Below are 18277 nucleotides of genomic sequence, written 5' to 3'. Positions count from 1 at the left end.
TTCTCATAAAATCACTGTAACTGACATCAGTGTATTCCAGCAGCCTATAGATGTTTGGGTGAACGCCTAATATAAGGAGGAATGTTAGAAATGGGCCTGTATCCATCTGATTGGGCAAACTGTCCGCCGCATGCTCATGCATATAAAGCACGTACAGATGTAACGGAGGGGCATTATCATTTAATAGAAGGTATTTCTCAGCCTGTAAATGGAAGCAGTACCGACCGGCATACTCATTTTTATCGCGGGATTACCTCCTTTGAAAGAGGGCATTTTCACAGGTACTACGGGGTCACAGGGCCGGCAATTCCAAGAGTGGATGGAACACATTATCACGAGATCGAGGAAGTCACCTATTCAGCCTATCTCGATTCTGTTCCCATTCCATATGGAGGTGTCGTCTATAGTCCAGATGAGAAGCGGCCAACACATAAGCATCGTTTAAAAGGAAAAACATATGAAGTGGTTGGAAATGAACCGCTTGGCTGGTAATGGGCAGGAGATAGGAGAGTAAGAAAAGTTATGCTATACTGTAGGCAGTTTTGTAAAAGTGAGTGATGTTATGAATAAAGCGAAGCAGCCAGTAATTGTGTTAGTAGGGCCGACGGCTGTCGGCAAAACCAAATTGAGCATTGATATAGCCAAAGCATTTAATGGAGAGATTATCAGCGGGGATTCTATGCAGATTTATAAAGGGATGGATATCGGAACAGCTAAAATCACTCCCGAAGAAATGAATGGCATCCCGCATCATTTAATTGATATTAAACAGCCGGACGAATCTTTTTCGACAGCTGAATTTCAGCAGCTGGTTCGTGCGAAAATCAAAGAGATTGCGGCTAGAGGGAAAACGCCAATGATTGTCGGCGGAACAGGCCTCTATATCCAATCTGTTTTATATGATTACACATTTACGGATGAGAAAAGTGATCCTGCTTTTAGAGAAGAAATGGCGCTCTTTGAACAGCAGCACGGCGCGCTTTTGCTGCACGAAAAGCTAAAGGCAGTAGATCCTGATGCGGCAAACGCTATTCATCCAAATAACGTCCGCCGCGTGATCCGGGCGCTGGAAGTGATTCATACAACAGGTCAGAAAATGTCGGAGATGCAAAACGGGCATCAAGAAGTTCCTCTTTATGATACAGCCTTCATTGGGCTGAAAATGGATCGAGAGGTTTTGTACGAGCGCATTCATCAGAGAATTGATATGATGATAGATGAAGGCTTAATTGAAGAAGTGAGAGCACTTTATCAATCTGGCTTGAAGGATTGTCAGTCTGTTCAAGCCATTGGTTATAAAGAGCTGTATGCCTATTTTCAAGGTGACTGCTCACTTGATGAAGCCATCCAGCAATTAAAGCAAAATTCCCGTAGATATGCGAAGCGTCAGTTCACGTGGTTCCGTAATAAAATGGCGGTCACTTGGTTTGATATGACACCGCCTTGCCACTTTTCAGACAAAAAAGAGGAAATTTTCGCATATATAGCAGGAAAGCTTGGACTTAAAGCGAAACTGTAGTTATCAGAATCAAGGAGGACGAAACATGAAACCGATTAATATTCAGGAGCAGTTTTTGAATCAGATCCGCAAAGACAATACATTTGTCACAGTATTCTTGCTGAATGGCTTTCAGCTTCGCGGTCAAGTGAAAGGGTTTGACAATTTCACGGTGCTGCTTGAAACAGAAGGGAAGCAGCAGCTTATTTATAAACACGCCATTTCTACATTTGCACCTCAAAAGAATGTAAATTTAGAATTAGAATAGGATATGTTGTATTTAAAATAGCCCCATGCCTCTGCGAATAAACCGGCCGGAACCCGCTACGTTTTTTGTCAGTGCAGAGGGGCTATTTTGCATGCAATGAAACTTTTCTGCCAATTTTCCGTATAATTCCTTATTGGATATTAGAAGGGTGAGGGGATTCATATGGAAAATGCAGAGCTTGAATTAAGAAGGATTAGAGTGATCCTCCTTTTGATTGGAATTGTTGTCTTGTTTGGATCGTGCGCTATCTCAAACATTGAAACGAGACAAGAAAGTTGGAATAACCATTCTCATGAAAATGCAGATGGCGTTTTACCATCATCTGCTGCACTAAAAAATAATCATTTTGCTGTTGTGAAAGATGATCAAGTACATGTGTACCGATTTGATGAAAAAGAAGGAGAGCTGACTCTCGTTACAACGAAATACATAGATGAATGGGACGACGAAGAATATGATGATGACCTTGATGAAGAAGAGTAAGCACGTAAATTTACAAATGAATGTGAAGCCGCTACACTATAATCATGCATCAGACATCTAGACAGAAAAGGATGAGTTCATGACACATAAAATTAAAATTAATCATTGGGAACAAACTTGTGAAGACGATTCCTGTTTCGAATATGGAACGAGTGTTTCTGTAAATGGGAAAGAATTAGTGAGAGAAGCTTCAATCGTCTCTGCGCTTGAAGCGGTGCTAAAAGAATTAGGTGTTGAAGTGGAAATTACAGAAGTGTCAGAAGATTTACAGTGCGATGCCTACAAAAAATAAAACAAAAAGTCTAGTCTACTAAGCGATTTTTTTTCGTGTTATGATAGATTTCGGTTTCAGTTGAATAGGGAGTAGAGCAGTCTATTTTTAGATCCTGTTCTGCTCTATTTATTTGAACGTACGAGTTCGGCTATGAAGGTTCGGCCGGGTTGGTTGATTTTTTTCGTTTCGAACATCTATATGTTGTGTTTTGAAAAAACATAGTATACTATATATAGTGAATAGCGAAATGATCAACAATACTAAAAACTAGGTCGTGATGGAATTGATTCAAATCGTATTTGATTCAAAAACAGGAAATGTTCAACGCTTTTTGGACAAGACCCCTTTTACAGACAAACGAAAATTGACTGGAGAAGAGTTTTTGGATACGCCGTTTATTCTCGTCACCTTTACAACAGGATTTGGACAAGTCCCTAGTACCACTCAGTCCTTTTTAGAGAAAAATGCTCACCTTTTACTAGGTGTTGCGGTGAGTGGCAACAAAGTGTGGGGAGATAATTTTGCAAAAAGCGCCGATACGATTTCTAAACAATATCAAGTTCCTATTTTGCACACCTTTGAACTAAGCGGAACAAAAAGGGATGTTGAATTGTTTACACAGGAGGTAGAAAGAATTGTCACAAAATCAGGTTCCAAAGTGGATACAATTAAATAACGAAATTATGATTCAAAAAGAAGGAAAGTTTCAGTTCGATAAGGACAAAGAAGCTGTACATAGTTATTTCGTAGATTACATTAATCAAAACACGGTCTTTTTTCACAATCTAGAAGAGAAGATTGATTACTTAATAGAAAACGACTACTATGAGGAAGAATTTTTAAGACAATACAGCATGGCAGATATTAAAGAAGTCTTTGAAGCTGCATATGCCAAAAAATTTAGATTCCCATCATTTATGAGTGCGTTTAAGTTTTACAATGACTATGCACTGAAAACAAATGATAAAAAGAAAATCCTTGAACGCTATGAAGACCGCATTTCAGTTGTAGCACTTTTCTTTGCGGGCGGGGATAAAGAAAAAGCACTTGAGTTTGTAGAACTGATGATCAATCAAGAGTACCAGCCAAGTACACCAACTTTCTTGAACGCTGGACGTAAAAGACGCGGTGAGCTTGTGAGCTGCTTCTTGCTTGAAGTAAATGATTCACTAAACGATATTTCAAGAGCGATTGATATTTCCATGCAGCTGTCAAAACTAGGCGGCGGCGTCAGTTTGAACCTGTCAAAACTTCGTGCAAAAGGTGAAGCAATCAAAGATGTCGAAAACGCGACAAAAGGTGTCGTCGGCGTGATGAAGCTTCTTGATAATGCATTCAGATATGCAGATCAAATGGGGCAAAGACAAGGATCAGGCAGTGCCTACCTGAATATTTTCCACAGAGATATCAATGATTTCTTAGATACGAAAAAAATCTCTGCCGATGAAGATGTTCGCGTGAAAACTCTATCCATTGGAGTCGTCATCCCGGATAAATTTATCGAGCTTGCTAGAGAAGATAAAACAGCTTACACTTTCTATCCGCATACAGTCTATAAAGAATATGGACAGCATCTTGATGAGATGGACATGGAAGAAATGTATGACGAGCTTGTAGAAAACCCAAAAGTCAAAAAAGAAAAAGTCAATCCGAGAAAGCTTCTTGAAAAATTGGCTGTTCTACGCTCAGAATCAGGCTATCCATATATCATGTTCCAAGATAATGTAAACAGAGAGCATGCCTTGAACCATATTTCACGAGTGAAATTCTCAAACCTTTGCTCAGAGGTGCTTCAGGCTTCAGAGGTTTCTTCTTACACGGACTATGATCAAGAAGATGAAATCGGCCTTGATATTTCTTGTAACCTTGGTTCATTAAATATCATGAATGTCATGAAAAACAAATCGATTGAAAAAACGGTTAAGCTTGCAACAGACTCACTAACACTTGTGTCTGAAACAACAGACATTCGCAATGCACCAGCTGTTCGAAAAGCGAACAAAGCGATGAAGTCAATCGGACTTGGTGCGATGAACCTTCATGGGTATTTAGCTCAAAACCAAATTGCTTATGAAAGTGAAGAAGCAAGAGATTTCGCAAATACGTTCTTTATGATGGTGAACTATTATTCAATTAAACGCTCAAGTGAGCTTGCGAAAGAAAAAGGAGAAACATTCCATCGTTATGAAGGCTCTGGCTATGCAACTGGTGAGTACTTCAATAAATACGTGGAGAATGATTTCACACCAAAAACAGAAAAAGCAGCAGCACTATTTGAAGGCATGCACATTCCAACAAAAGAAGACTGGGCAGCACTCAAAGAATTTGTAGCGGAACATGGCATGTATCACAGCTATCGTTTATGTATTGCACCAACAGGTTCCATTTCTTATGTTCAATCGGCAACAGCTTCTGTGATGCCAATTATGGAACGTATCGAAGAAAGAACATACGGCAACAGCAAAACCTATTACCCAATGCCAGGTCTATCAGCACAAAACTGGTTCTTCTATAAAGAAGCGTACGATATGGACATGTTTAAAGTGGTCGATATGATCGCAACGATTCAGCAGCACGTCGATCAAGGAATCAGCTTTACACTATTCTTAAAAGATACGATGACAACGCGTGATTTAAACCGCATCGATCTTTATGCACACCATAAAGGCATTAAGACACTTTATTATGCAAGAACGAAGGATACAGGGCAGGAAGGCTGTCTTTCTTGTGTTGTTTGATTAAAGGAGAGTTTAACGTGACAAAAATTTATGATGCAGCCAACTGGTCAAAACACGAAGACGATTTTACACAAATGTTTTACAACCAAAATGTGAAGCAGTTCTGGCTTCCAGAAGAGATTTCCTTAAACGGAGATCTCTTAACATGGAAATATTTAGGTGAAAAAGAGCGAGATACGTACATGAAGGTACTTGCTGGACTGACTTTACTTGATACAGAACAAGGAAATACAGGGATGCCGATTGTTGCTGAACATGTGGACGGCCATCAGCGTAAAGCTGTACTCAACTTTATGGCAATGATGGAAAATGCGGTGCATGCGAAATCATACTCAAATATCTTCATGACACTCGCACCAACTGAAACGATCAGTGAAGTGTTTGAATGGGTCAAGAAGAATAAATTCCTGCAAAAGAAAGCAGATATGATTGTCAGTTTATACCGTTCGATTCAAAAGGACGATCCTATTTCTCTCTTTAAAGCAATGGTTGCTTCTGTTTATTTAGAAAGCTTCCTATTTTATAGTGGTTTTTACTACCCGCTTTATTTCTATGGACAAGGAAAGCTCATGCAAAGTGGTGAAATCATCAACTTAATTTTGCGTGATGAAGCGATTCACGGTGTGTACGTTGGATTATTAGCACAAGAAATTTACAACAAACAAACACCTGACGTGCAAAAAGAGCTGTATGATTTCTCTATTGACCTTTTAAACGAGCTTTATGAAAATGAACTTCATTACACTGAAGATATTTATGACCAAGTCAATTTATCGCATGATGTGAAAAAGTTCATTCGTTACAATGCCAATAAAGCGTTAATGAACCTTGGATTTGCCCCTTACTTTGAAGAAGAAGAGATCAACCCTATTGTATTGAACGGACTCAATACAAAAACAAAGTCGCATGACTTCTTCTCAATGAAAGGGAACGGCTACAAAAAAGCAACAGTTGAGCCGTTAAAAGATGACGACTTCTTCTTTGGAGATGAATCATAAGGAAAGCGTAAAAGTCAAAACGCATCACTCGTTTTGGCTTTTTGCCATTTCTAACAATGTGATAGTTACATACTGGAGGTTACCGAACATGGGAAAAATGGACGAAATCATTTTAGTAGCACCACGCGCACGCGTGTTTCAAAACGAAACACTTGCGTTTAATGGTGTGAACAGTGAAGAGAAAACAATCAGCACCATTATGAAAGAAATCGAAGAGCACTTCGAGCAAATGCGAAGAGGCGATGCAGAAGAAAATCCTGACTTCAAGCAGCCGATTCCTTATGTCGTGATTAAGCGTGAGGACGAAGTGTATGTATACGAAAGACTTCAAGGCGGGGGAGAGACTCGCTTACATCATAAGTTATCTCTTGGCTTTGGGGGGCATATGAATTTCATCGAAGGAAAAAACTTTGCTGAGATTCTAAAAGAAAATACAGATCGTGAGCTGGACGAAGAACTTTCTATTCAAGAAGAAGACAAACTTGAAATGAAAACCCTTGGTTTAATCAATGACGATGACAACAGTGTCGGCCGTGTGCACATCGGACTGTTATCAGCGCTTGAGCTATCTCCGGGTGCTCATGTGGAAGTAAAAGAAACAGATCAAATCTCAGGAAAATGGATGAAAGCAGCCGATTTGAAAAAGCCTGAATACTTCGATCGTCTTGAAACATGGTCTCAATTTGTCGTTAACATCTTAGCGTAAATGAATACACAACAAACCGGCTCAGCAGAAGACTTGAGCCGGTTTGTTTCGTTACAACAGCTTCAGCTTATTGGAAAACGAATGCGTCGTGACCGGCCTGCTTCAATCTTGCGACGAGATCATCTGCATTTTGCTTTGTACGGAAAGCCCCGGCCTGCACTCGGAACATGCCGCCGTCTAATACAACAAACGCGTCAAAGCCTTTGGATTTAAGTGTTGCTGTTAATTCATCTGCATTGGCTTTCACTTTGAAAGCTCCTGCCTGCACTTTATAAAGATTACTTGCTTTTTTTTTCAATTGAAAGGCTTCTTCTAAACCAGTCGCATGAGCGCGAGCGATGCCTTGAAGGAAGGTTGCGTTGCGGAGCTTATTAGCATCAGCTGCTGTATCGATGAAACCATTCTCTGTTAAAATAGCGGGCATAGAAGTTTCTCGAAGAACGTGGAAGTTCGCAGTTTTCTTGCCGCGGTTCGCAAAATCAACCGAGCGGACAATTTCATCATGAAGGGCATTGCGATACGTGGTGGTCGGTGCTGAAACGCCAGGATACACATAGCTTTCAAACCCTGTGCCCCCGCCAGCATTAATATGAATAGACACGAAATAGTCAGCTCCCCAGCTGTTTGCCGCATTTGTACGCTGGGACAAAGTGACGGATTGGTCAGTTGACCGACTTAAGCGGACGGAAACCCCATCATATTCACTAATCAAAATGTCTCTCAACAAAAGCGCGATTTGAAGTGTTATATTTTTCTCCAAAAGTCCATTAGCACTAGCTCCAGAATCTGTTCCTCCGTGGCCAGGATCAATAAAAATTTTCACCATCTATTCATCACCTCGTCTTTATTTTATGAGAAAATAGAAGAATTGCCTGTACAAAATGCGGAAATCATTGAGACTCTTTTCTGCATCATTTGTGATTAAAAAGCTACATTTTTCTAAGAAAAAGCAAATTGTTGGTTTGTCCGCCCAAACGGGATGAATACAATGGAAATAGCACATCATTTCCTGGGAAACCGCAGAAATCCCTACAATATTCGGTATCTCGGGTCATTTTGACAGCAAACTTGGGCTTAAGCGGGCGATTGTCACGATTACAGCTCCACCCGAATAGAATAAAGAGAGAAGAGCGAGAGGTGAATACGTTGGAGCGAGCTGTCACATATAAAAACAACGGCCAAATCAATATTATACTTAACGGACAAAAGCAAGTATTGGTTGATGCAGACTCAGAGGCAGAATACCTAGAAGCCTTGCAGAAAAATGAGGCAAAACACAGCATCTTACGGGAAATAGAGCGTGAAATGAACAGCCTTGTCGGTATGGATGAAATGAAACGAAACATAAAAGAGATTTATGCTTGGATTTTTGTTAATCAAAAACGGCAGGAACAAGGGTTAAAGGTAGGAAAACAAGCGCTTCATATGATGTTCAAAGGAAATCCTGGCACAGGAAAAACCACAGTTGCAAGACTTGTCGGGAAGCTTTTCTTTGAAATGAATGTGCTCTCAAAGGGTCACTTAATTGAAGCAGAACGCGGTGATCTAGTTGGTGAGTACATTGGTCATACAGCGCAAAAAACAAGGGATTTAATTAAAAAATCACTAGGTGGTATTTTGTTCATTGACGAAGCCTATTCTCTTGCACGCGGAGGAGAAAAGGATTTTGGAAAAGAGGCGATTGATACCCTTGTAAAACATATGGAGGACAAACAGCACGAATTCATTCTCATTCTTGCTGGCTACTCCAAGGAAATGGATCATTTTCTTTCTTTAAACCCCGGCCTGCAATCAAGATTTCCAATCAACATCAGCTTTCCTGATTATACAGTTGATCAGCTCATGGATATTGCAAAACGAATGATGGCAGACAGAGAATATGTATTTACACAAGAAGCCGAATGGAAGCTGCGGGATTATTTAATGCACATTAAAAGTACCACAAGCCCGGCAAAATTCAGCAACGGCCGGTTTGTGCGAAACACCATTGAAAAAGCCATACGAACCCAGGCGATGAGACTGCTTCTTGTGGATCATTATGATAAAAAAGATCTGCTGACCATTAAAAGTCACGATCTTCAAATGAAAGAGGATACGCCTTCTTGAAATGGCGTATCCTTTTTATAAAGAGTCACTAAAATAAACCATCCGAATAGTGGTATACGTGTGATGTGTTTGGTATGATGGTACTACTGAAAACTTAAGTACAGAAAGGAAACAACTAACGTTGAATGAACATGAAATGACTGAAAAAGCGATCCTTGTCGGCTGCCAATTGCCGCATGTAACGGATGAACGCTTTCAATACTCAATGGAAGAATTAGCTTCCTTAACTAAAACGGCTGGCGGTGAAGCTGTCAGTGTGATGACGCAGAAGAGAAATAGACAAGACAGTGCAACGTATATCGGTAAAGGGAAAGTAGAAGAACTTGAAGTGCTTTGCGAGGAACTCGAATGTGATGTCATTATTTTTAACGATGAGCTTTCTCCAAGCCAGCTTAAAGCTTTGGCGACTGCTTTGGATGTGAAAATTATTGACCGTACGCAATTGATTTTAGATATCTTTGCAAAAAGAGCTCGTACAAGAGAGGGGAAGCTGCAAATAGAGCTTGCTCAGCTTCAGTATGCCTTGCCGAGACTAAGTGGACAAGGGATCAGCCTTTCAAGACAAGGGGGCGGAATTGGCGCAAGAGGTCCCGGTGAAACAAAACTTGAAACAGACAGACGCCATATTCGAAACCGCATTCACGAAATTAACGGGCAGTTATCTGCAGTCAAAGAACACCGAACAAGATACCGGGAGCGCCGAAAGAAAAATGGTGTGTTCCAAATTGCCATTGTCGGGTATACGAATGCCGGAAAATCAACTTTGTTTAACCAATTAACAGAAGCGGATAGTCATGAAGAGGACCTGCTGTTTGCGACACTTGATCCAATGACACGTAAGATGACATTAGAATCTGGCTACAGTGTGCTGATTTCAGATACAGTTGGCTTTATCCAAGACCTTCCGACCACACTTATTGCTGCATTTCGTTCCACCCTTGAAGAAGTGAAGGAAGCCGATTATTTGCTTCATGTCATCGACTCTTCTAATGAGGATTATGAAGGGCACGAACGAACGGTTCATGAGCTTTTAGAAGAATTAGAAGCGGACCGCATTCCGATGCTGACTGTTTATAACAAGGAAGATCAAATTAGACCAGATTTCATCCCATCTTCAAAGCATCGCCACATCTTAATCAGTGCTAAGCGCAAAGAAGATGTAAAAAGGTTAAAAGCGGATATTATGGCCGAGCTGAAAAAAGCCTTTTTAAAGCCATATCATGTAAAGATTCCAGCGCATGAAGGCAAGCTCATCTCCGCATTAAAATCAGAAACGCTTGTGGAGTCACTAGAATTTCAAAAAGAAGCAGAGATATATGACATCACCGGATATAGTGGTGAGGATCAGACCATTTTAGGTCAAATCAAGAAGTATATGTTGGAAAGGAATTAAATCAAGATGTTTCACACATTAAAACACGGCAGTATTTTAGAAAAAGCAGCAGCAGAAACAGAACAAGAGATTTTACACGTGCATCAGCAAATTGATCAAAAGAGCGAACAAAATGAGTGGCGGGTGCTTGAAAGCTATCGAAAGCACAAAGTCAGTGACTCCCACTTTAATCCGACGACTGGATATGGCTACGATGATATGGGGAGAGACACATTAGAAAAGATTTATGCGGATGTCTTCGGCGGAGAAAGCGGGCTTGTGCGTCCGCAAATCATTTCCGGCACACACGCGATTTCCATTGCCTTATTTGGTGTGCTGAGACCTGGCGATGAATTGATCTATATGACGGGAAAACCATACGATACGCTAGAAGAAATTGTCGGGATTCGCGGGAAAGAAGGGACAGGCTCATTAAAAGACTTCCAGATTGACTACAAAGCCATTGATTTACGACAAGATGGATCCGTCGATTATGAGAAAGTAAAAGAGTCGATTTCCACTAAAACAAAAGTCATCGGCATTCAGCGTTCAAAAGGCTATGCGTCAAGACCCTCCTTTACTATAGAAGAAATTGAGCAAATGATTTCATTTGTGAAAGAGATTAATGAAGAAATCATTGTGTTTGTAGATAACTGTTATGGTGAATTTACTGAATTAAAAGAGCCGTGTCATGTCGGAGCTGACCTCATGGCCGGTTCACTCATTAAAAACCCAGGCGGAGGCCTTGCCAAAACAGGCGGCTATATCGTTGGAAAAGAAAAATGGGTAGAAGCTTGCTCTTATCGAATGACATCTCCAGGCATCGGCAGTGAAGCGGGTGCATCGCTGTATGCGCTCCAAGAAATGTATCAAGGCTTTTTCTTGGCGCCGCATGTTGTAGCTCAAAGCTTAAAAGGCGCAGTGTTTACGGCTCGTTTTCTTGAGAAGCTCGGATTCCAAACAAACCCAGCGTGGAATGCGAAAAGAACGGATTTGATTCAATCAGTCGAATTTGGGGATCCTAAAAAAATGATTGCGTTCTGTCAGGCAATCCAGTATGCATCTCCGATTAATAGTCACGTCACACCACATGCAAGCTATATGCCAGGCTACGAAGACGATGTCATTATGGCAGCGGGCACCTTTGTACAAGGAGCCAGTATTGAATTATCAGCCGATGGTCCGATCAGACCGCCTTATACTGCCTACGTTCAAGGCGGACTCACGTATGCTCATGTGAAAAATGCGATTTGCAGTGCTGTCGATGCCTTATTGGAACAAGGTTTTATTGAAGTACCTGCTCAATAAAAAAATCCATGTTAATATTCCTAACATCTTGTTGACACATAATATAACATGACATATAATAAATTTAAGCAAAGAGGAGGAGACAGTTGAGATGAGTGATAACATTCGCCGCTCAATGCCTTTATTCCCAATTGGGATTGTCATGCAGCTAACAGAATTATCTGCAAGACAAATTCGCTATTATGAGGAAAATGGTTTAGTATTTCCAGCAAGAAGTGATGGAAACCGCCGATTATTTTCTTTTCATGATGTTGATAAATTACTAGAAATTAAAAACCTCATCGAACAAGGTGTAAACATGGCAGGAATCAAAAAACTTTTTGCCAAAGCTGAGGCAGAAAATCCATCGTCTGCTACAAAGACGGAGGAAAAAGCTACAGATAAGCACAACTTGACAGATGATGAACTCAGGAAGCTACTGAAGAAGGAACTCATTCAGGCTGGACGTTTCCAACAAGGAACGACCTTTAGGCAGGGGGATATGTCAAGGTTCTTCCGTTAACCAATTAGCAAAAGCATTGCTATACACATTTTACCTTTTGTAGGGGAGGAGTTTTACGAAATGGCAAAGTACACAAGAGAAGATATCGTAAAATTAGTAAATGAGGAAAACGTAAAGTACATCCGTCTGCAATTTACAGACATTCTCGGAACGATTAAAAATGTTGAGATTCCTGTGAGCCAGTTAGAAAAAGCTCTCGATAACAAATGTATGTTTGACGGTTCATCTATTGAAGGATTCGTACGTATTGAAGAATCAGATATGTATCTATACCCAGATCTAAACACATTTGTTATTTTCCCTTGGACAGCAGAAAAAGGTAAAGTTGCACGCTTTATTTGTGACATTTATAAGCCAGACGGGACACCATTTGATGGAGACCCGCGTAACAACTTAAAGCGTATCTTAAAGGAAATGGAAGAACTAGGATTTAGTGATTTCAACCTTGGACCTGAGCCAGAATTCTTCTTATTTAAATTAGATGAAAAAGGCGAGCCAACGCTTGAATTAAACGATAAAGGCGGATACTTTGACCTTGCGCCAACAGATCTAGGCGAAAACTGCCGTCGTGATATCGTGCTAGAGCTTGAAGAAATGGGCTTTGAAATTGAAGCATCTCACCACGAAGTAGCACCAGGGCAGCATGAAATTGACTTCAAATATGCAGGCGCGATCCGTTCTTGTGATGACATTCAAACGTTCAAACTCGTTGTTAAAACCATTGCGAGAAAGCATGGTCTTCATGCGACATTCATGCCAAAACCATTGTTCGGTGTAAACGGATCTGGTATGCACTGTAACCTATCATTATTCAAAAATGGTAAAAACGCATTCTTTGATGAAAAAGCAGATTTACAATTAAGCGAGACTGCTAGACACTTTATCGCAGGTATCGTCAAGCACGCAACAAGCTTTACAGCGGTCACAAACCCAACTGTAAACTCTTATAAGCGTCTTGTACCTGGCTATGAAGCACCTTGCTATGTGGCATGGAGTGCACAAAACCGCAGCCCATTGATCCGTATCCCGGCATCACGCGGCATCAGCACACGCGTAGAAGTGCGCAGCGTAGACCCATCTGCAAACCCATACCTTGCACTAAGCGTATTACTTGCAGCAGGTCTTGACGGAATCAAAAACAAACTAGAAGCACCAGCACCAATCGACAGAAACATCTATGTCATGGACAAAGAAGAGCGCCTTGAAAACGGCATCTCTGACCTTCCTGCAACACTTGCAGAAGCACTCGAGCTGCTAAAATCAAACGAAGTCATGATCAGCGCACTAGGCGATCACCTATTCGAGCACTTCATCGAATCAAAAGAAATTGAATGGGATATGTTCCGCACCCAAGTACACCCATGGGAACGTGATCAGTATATGTCTCAGTATTAATAAAGAAAACCCCTTGGAACCAATGGTTTCAAGGGGTTTTTGTTTTGTGGATGTTTTTAATATTTCAAAATGAAGCAGGCACCACCTACAATTCACCAACAAAAAAAGTGTCTTTGAAATTTCAACAATGTGGTGTTGGCTGAAACCCCAATGTACGGTAAAACCGAGATCACTACACATGACGGCCAGTTCACAAATTTAAATTATACAAGTTCTTCACAGAATAGATATTTAGCAGATAGAGCTTCCTAATTACTTGAAAAAATCTAAAAAATGCCGATTCAATAAAGAAGAATATTGAAAAGGTGTGTATTTATGGACTATTTTGGATTTCTTAAAACGATGGGGATACCAGGTAATTTGGCTGCTGCAACTATACTTTTTATTATCATTTTCAAATTAATAAGACCTATTAATTTATTATCATCAAGTATCTTTGAACAAAAGTTGTTAACTAAAGATATGGTTATACTATTATTAAGTATTAAATATCTTGGACAGACTTTATGGTGGGTATTGATTAATCTGTCTATACTTTATACTTTTGGTGTACCGTCCTGGACTGGGGATCCAAATTTATCTCCCATGATAGGATCAATTTTTTTCGCAATTGGTGCTCCAATTTTCACTATAATTTATGTTATAAACAGTCAATTCTCTTCAAAAATTAATCGGTTTGGGGTAAGAGTATTATTAGCAATACTGTTCATGGTTTGCTTATTGTGCTATTATTTTCCGTTGAATGGAACAGTTGTAACAAATGTATTCGTAGAAAATCCAATTGGAAAATTAGCAATTATAATAGGATGTATGACCGTTCTATGTCTCCCTATACCAGCATTAATGAAGCAAATTTCAAAGTTTTTATATTGGACAAAAGAAAAGTATATACTCGTTTCTGACATTGATTTAGCTAATGAACAAAATATTCTTGAAAGTGATTTGAATAAAAAATCTTGGTATGTACTACACGCTATAAACAAAGAATTAATTTTATTAGGAAATAATCCTAAGCCAAAGTTATGTACAGAAACAAAAATTATCAAGTTAGAAGACTTGTGCAATATAAAAATGTCGATTGAAGAGGTCGATCAAGATTCTACAAACGAGGAATTTACGAACGATAGTACTACAAACAATAATTCAATTATATAATTAAACAGTCTGCTTATAAGATTTTTTAGAGAGAGGGTATAAATTTGTTAACCAACCAATTATGCCTTATTCCTGAAGTCAATGAAAAGCAGGTACGTAAGACATTAATAAATGAATTGAAGCTTTATAAAGCATTAAAAGTTAAACAAGAGAACTTGGATGAGCAAAAAGCAAATGGATCTTAGCTTTGTTTCCAAAATTAAGAGATCAAAATGTTTGTTCGGAGCTGAAGGTGCGGCAAATAGAAAGAGCACTAGAGTACAGCTTGGATGAAATTGAACAAGACATTATTCGCATGAAGTACCTTACTTCACGAGTGGTCAAAGATCTTGAGGTATGTGAAGAACTAGGATTAAAGAAAGATCGATATTACAATTTAAAAAACAAGCAACGTTTAAACTTTCGACAGCACTTGGAATCATCTGAGTGCGTTTTGTATTTGAAAAAAAAAAATGGTAAAATACATCATGTTTCTCATAATATGTTTAAAAGAGGTGCGATGATTTTGAAGAAACTTACACTCCTTCTAGTAGTATTAATTCTAACTGTGACATCTATTACATTAATAATAAATAAAAACAAAACTGAGAAATTTAAGAATGAAAATTGGGCCTATGAATATTTAAAAATTAATAAACTGCATAACCAGAAAAAACTAACAGGAAAAGGTGTGAAACTAGCATTAATTGATTCAGGTGTTTCATTTAAGCAGGAAATCAATGTTAAGAAGGGGGTAAACGTTTTAGATCCCAAAAGATCATATCAAGATAATCATGGTCATGGAACTCATTTAGCTGGAATTTTAACTAATAAAGACATTGGCGTTGCGCCAAACATCGATTTATATGTAATTAAAGCCTTGGATAACAATTTAAACGGTGATATTAATAATGTAATAGAAGCAGTGAATTATAGTATTGAAGAAAAGGTTGACATTATTCTAATGTCATTTGGCACTTTAAAATATTCTAAAAAACTGGAATCTGTAATAAATAGAGCTTTAAGAAATAATATTGTTGTAATATCATCGGTTGGGAACTATGGGTTACAAGAAAAGAGCGATATACTCTACCCTGCTAAATTTGAAGGTGTTATTGCTGTAGGAGCTTTAAATATGAACGGTGATATATGGAAAGGGACAACTGTAGGTAATGGATTAAATGTGCTACTTCCGGGGCAGTATATAAAAAGTTATTCAAAAGATGGTTCTTTTTTATATAGTAGTGGTACTTCAATGGCGGCTGCCTACATGGCAGGTCTTGCTGCTCTCTTTTTTGAAGAATATTCTTCTTATAATAAATCCACAATCTCTAAAAAAATATGGAAAAAAATCAAAAATTTAGATAAAATAAATGGGTATTCAGTTATGAATACAGATAAATTTTTTTGAGAAAGTAGGGTTTATATGAAGAATAAGCTTATTTTAGTAGTACTGTCTTTTATTCTATGTTTTTCGGCGGTGACTCCAGTATATGCTGAGAGCGTAACTTCACAGGATAGTGAACTTGTGGTTAGTGATCAATTGATTGAACAAGTATATGAGGATACCGGTATAGATGTTTCAAATGTAGATGTATCAAACTTTAATAAAGAATTTGACTTTCTTTTGAATGATCCAGTATTTATTGAATTAGAAGAAACTTTAGCGTTACAGAGTCAGAATGCTGAATTGAAAGAAGACAGTGTAACTGGTCAGTGGATACCGGTGGTGGCTGCTGCTTTAAGATTATTAATTTCTCAAGTTGGAAAAAAGGGAATGCAAAAAGGATGGAAAGTAGCTAGACCATATGTGCAGAAAGCATTAAAGGCGCCTCAAAATTATATTATTGATGGCCCCGGATCAGGAGGGCGCATTATACAGGTACGTAGCAAAAAAACCAAAAAACCACTATTCAGACTAGATTATGCACCTATAAAGCATGGAAGACCTGCTGTTCTGCATTATCATGTTCCACCTAATCTAAAAGATCATCATGTTATTTTCTAAAGGGGAGATCAACGTTGCTTAACTTAGACGATACAATGCATTTGCATGTAGGCTATTATGAAAATGATTTAGATTATGAAGGTGTGTTTTTTAAAAGTTTAGATTCAGGGAAATGGTTATTGTTTTTTGATCAAGAAAGCTATGGTATAAAACTTAAACAAAAATATGAAAAATATGATGATTTTGGTTTGTTGGTTGGAGAGTATAATATTGATGATGAAGATATTGAGGATAAAGGTGATGCATTATTCGAACGATTTCTAAAAGAAAATGGTTTAATTAAAGCATAGCGTTTTTGTATGATACGTTACAATAAATAACAGGATATAGAAGAAGGCATCTTTATCTGTTTGAAGACTGTTATGTAGACTTTAAAAATTACTTAGAAATATATTTATTCTGAAAGCGATGCGTTTTGGAAATAATAGAACCAAAGTGTCCATGTTTATGGGCACTTTTTTTATTTGTATTGCCGAGAAAAAGCCGACAAAAAGGGGACCTTTTTTCCTAAGTGGATCATCGTATGATAGAGACAGCAAAACCAACGTGAATTTTTTGTCCAGAAGGAAGAACCTGCGGGCGCTAATCATTTAGCACTCTAAGTGCCATGATTGGTGTCCGCTTTTTTTATTGGGAGACACGTCTTTCCCTTATCAATGGCGTATCTGGATACGGAACAAAGGTGTTGAGGAATGTGGCCATACGAGAGGGACATTCTGAGCCTGGATAGCAGCTGGTCTACGGCGGCCGTATCGAGGACAGTTTTTCATTTTATTTGATGATTGACTGTACTTGGCATCCTCTCGAAGTGTAGTCATCATTCAAAAATCTATTTAAGCGAATAGCGTAAGGTGGTGCTTATTCGGCAAGGAGAGTATGAACATGAAGATCAGGGATTCTGTTTCTAAAGAGACATTAAAGCAATTTAAAAGCATTGCTCCTGGTTCTAATAGAAAGAAGGAGAACGATGCTGATCCCATTACCAATAGGGATTGGGAAGAAATCATGGGAACGAGACGCGAAACGTATCAACGACAAGGCGGCCGTATCCGGAGGAAACGATGATTTGATGGGAACAGTCGTCTTTTGGGTGTATGGCTGCACGTGCTTGGGTGAGGGATAGGAGCGCAAAAATATAAAAAGGGACATGATGAGCATGGCATCAGGATTTGGAGTGTCGGCGAACCCGACAAAAGCTAATCACAAAATTGGAGAGGATAAGGTTGTACGAATTGCAGTACAAAACCACAATGACTTTAGTGCTGGTCCCAACCTTATTCCACAAAGAAAGGTTAATGGAAAGTGGGAGACAATTAAAACAAATTCCCCGAACCCCCTTAACCCAGGTGAAAAACTTTATGATCAATTTGACATCAAAGAGTCATTGGTAACAAAAAAGGTACTTATCGCTTTAGAGTGGATGTAGAACGTTACGACAAAAAGGGCAATCATGTTGCAACTCTGGGAACATTCTACACTAGCGAATT

Annotated in this window: 22 protein-coding genes; 21 read left to right on the top strand and 1 reads right to left on the bottom strand. The window is 39.0% G+C overall.

Translation table 11 applies throughout. The features are described from left to right. Positions 1-90 precede the first annotated feature (90 nt). The 9 genes from EV579_RS00720 to EV579_RS00680 all read left to right on the top strand — a co-directional run bounded on the left by EV579_RS00720 (position 91) and on the right by EV579_RS00680 (position 6965). Positions 91-492 (top strand): YmaF family protein, encoded by a 402-nt coding sequence (locus EV579_RS00720; protein WP_024424090.1) that lies wholly within the window; start codon positions 91-93, stop codon positions 490-492. A gap of 70 nt (positions 493-562) precedes the next feature. Then, on the top strand, positions 563-1519 hold the full coding sequence (miaA, locus tag EV579_RS00715; RefSeq protein ID WP_024424089.1) for a tRNA (adenosine(37)-N6)-dimethylallyltransferase MiaA: 957 nt from the start codon (positions 563-565) through the stop codon (positions 1517-1519). A gap of 25 nt (positions 1520-1544) precedes the next feature. After that, complete coding sequence (hfq, locus tag EV579_RS00710) at positions 1545-1766, top strand: RNA chaperone Hfq (protein ID WP_024424088.1); 222 nt, start codon at positions 1545-1547, stop codon at positions 1764-1766. A gap of 162 nt (positions 1767-1928) precedes the next feature. Next, positions 1929-2249, top strand: coding sequence for a YmzC family protein (locus EV579_RS00705; protein ID WP_024424087.1), 321 nt, complete (start codon positions 1929-1931; stop codon positions 2247-2249). A gap of 79 nt (positions 2250-2328) precedes the next feature. Continuing rightward, a complete protein-coding gene (locus EV579_RS00700; protein WP_003212415.1) occupies positions 2329-2541 on the top strand; it encodes a hypothetical protein in 213 nt (70 codons plus the stop codon). Positions 2542-2806: 265 nt separating this feature from the next. Then, on the top strand, positions 2807-3199 hold the full coding sequence (gene nrdI, locus EV579_RS00695) for a class Ib ribonucleoside-diphosphate reductase assembly flavoprotein NrdI (RefSeq protein ID WP_008360380.1): 393 nt from the start codon (positions 2807-2809) through the stop codon (positions 3197-3199). Then, positions 3159-5261, top strand: a complete 2103-nt coding sequence (nrdE, locus tag EV579_RS00690; protein WP_024424086.1) for a class 1b ribonucleoside-diphosphate reductase subunit alpha — start codon at positions 3159-3161, stop codon at positions 5259-5261. The genes nrdI and nrdE overlap by 41 nt, the downstream gene beginning before the upstream one ends. Before the next feature lie 17 nt (positions 5262-5278). After that, positions 5279-6259, top strand: a complete 981-nt coding sequence (nrdF, locus tag EV579_RS00685) for a class 1b ribonucleoside-diphosphate reductase subunit beta (RefSeq protein ID WP_024424085.1) — start codon at positions 5279-5281, stop codon at positions 6257-6259. 88 nt (positions 6260-6347) lie between these two features. Beyond that, on the top strand, positions 6348-6965 hold the full coding sequence (locus EV579_RS00680; RefSeq protein WP_024424084.1) for a hypothetical protein: 618 nt from the start codon (positions 6348-6350) through the stop codon (positions 6963-6965). 67 nt (positions 6966-7032) lie between these two features. Here EV579_RS00680 and EV579_RS00675 read toward each other — a convergent pair whose 3' ends face one another. Then, positions 7033-7791: an N-acetylmuramoyl-L-alanine amidase gene (locus EV579_RS00675; RefSeq protein WP_133743796.1), complete on the bottom strand. Its 759-nt coding sequence runs from the start codon at positions 7789-7791 to the stop codon at positions 7033-7035. A gap of 320 nt (positions 7792-8111) precedes the next feature. Here EV579_RS00675 and spoVK point away from each other — a divergent pair, with 320 nt between their 5' ends. The 12 genes from spoVK (at position 8112) to EV579_RS00615 (ending at position 18216) form a co-directional block, all read left to right on the top strand. After that, entirely contained in the window at positions 8112-9071 is a 960-nt protein-coding gene (gene spoVK / locus EV579_RS00670) for a stage V sporulation protein K (protein WP_024424083.1), read from the top strand. A 121-nt stretch (positions 9072-9192) separates the two neighbouring features. After that, the gene (gene hflX, locus EV579_RS00665) at positions 9193-10464 is read left to right on the top strand and encodes a GTPase HflX (RefSeq protein WP_024427043.1); all 1272 of its coding nucleotides are present in this window, start codon (positions 9193-9195) and stop codon (positions 10462-10464) included. Between the two features lie 6 nt (positions 10465-10470). Beyond that, complete coding sequence (locus EV579_RS00660; RefSeq protein WP_133743795.1) at positions 10471-11751, top strand: methionine gamma-lyase family protein; 1281 nt, start codon at positions 10471-10473, stop codon at positions 11749-11751. A gap of 91 nt (positions 11752-11842) precedes the next feature. Continuing rightward, positions 11843-12253 (top strand): MerR family transcriptional regulator, encoded by a 411-nt coding sequence (locus EV579_RS00655; RefSeq protein ID WP_133743794.1) that lies wholly within the window; start codon positions 11843-11845, stop codon positions 12251-12253. Positions 12254-12313: 60 nt separating this feature from the next. Further along, positions 12314-13648, top strand: a complete 1335-nt coding sequence (gene glnA, locus EV579_RS00650; protein ID WP_133743793.1) for a type I glutamate--ammonia ligase — start codon at positions 12314-12316, stop codon at positions 13646-13648. Between the two features lie 315 nt (positions 13649-13963). Beyond that, positions 13964-14803 carry a hypothetical protein gene (locus EV579_RS00645; RefSeq protein WP_024424079.1) on the top strand — a complete coding sequence of 280 codons (840 nt, stop codon included), beginning with the start codon at positions 13964-13966 and terminating at the stop codon, positions 14801-14803. Between the two features lie 44 nt (positions 14804-14847). Further along, positions 14848-14988, top strand: coding sequence for a hypothetical protein (locus EV579_RS19335; RefSeq protein WP_346266192.1), 141 nt, complete (start codon positions 14848-14850; stop codon positions 14986-14988). 47 nt (positions 14989-15035) lie between these two features. After that, positions 15036-16193, top strand: coding sequence for a S8 family serine peptidase (locus tag EV579_RS00635; RefSeq protein ID WP_346266193.1), 1158 nt, complete (start codon positions 15036-15038; stop codon positions 16191-16193). 15 nt (positions 16194-16208) lie between these two features. After that, a complete protein-coding gene (locus EV579_RS00630; RefSeq protein ID WP_039166537.1) occupies positions 16209-16790 on the top strand; it encodes a hypothetical protein in 582 nt (193 codons plus the stop codon). Positions 16791-16804: 14 nt separating this feature from the next. After that, a complete protein-coding gene (locus tag EV579_RS00625) occupies positions 16805-17080 on the top strand; it encodes a DUF3986 family protein (RefSeq protein WP_103132392.1) in 276 nt (91 codons plus the stop codon). A gap of 592 nt (positions 17081-17672) precedes the next feature. Continuing rightward, complete coding sequence (locus EV579_RS00620; protein ID WP_073980085.1) at positions 17673-17855, top strand: hypothetical protein; 183 nt, start codon at positions 17673-17675, stop codon at positions 17853-17855. A gap of 91 nt (positions 17856-17946) precedes the next feature. Beyond that, a complete protein-coding gene (locus tag EV579_RS00615) occupies positions 17947-18216 on the top strand; it encodes a structural protein (protein WP_234107837.1) in 270 nt (89 codons plus the stop codon). Positions 18217-18277: the final 61 nt, after the last annotated feature.

Source organism: Bacillus sp. BK450 (genome assembly GCF_004364885.1).
GTDB lineage: Bacteria > Bacillota > Bacilli > Bacillales > Bacillaceae > Bacillus > Bacillus safensis.
This window is presented reverse-complemented; position numbering and strand designations above follow the sequence as displayed.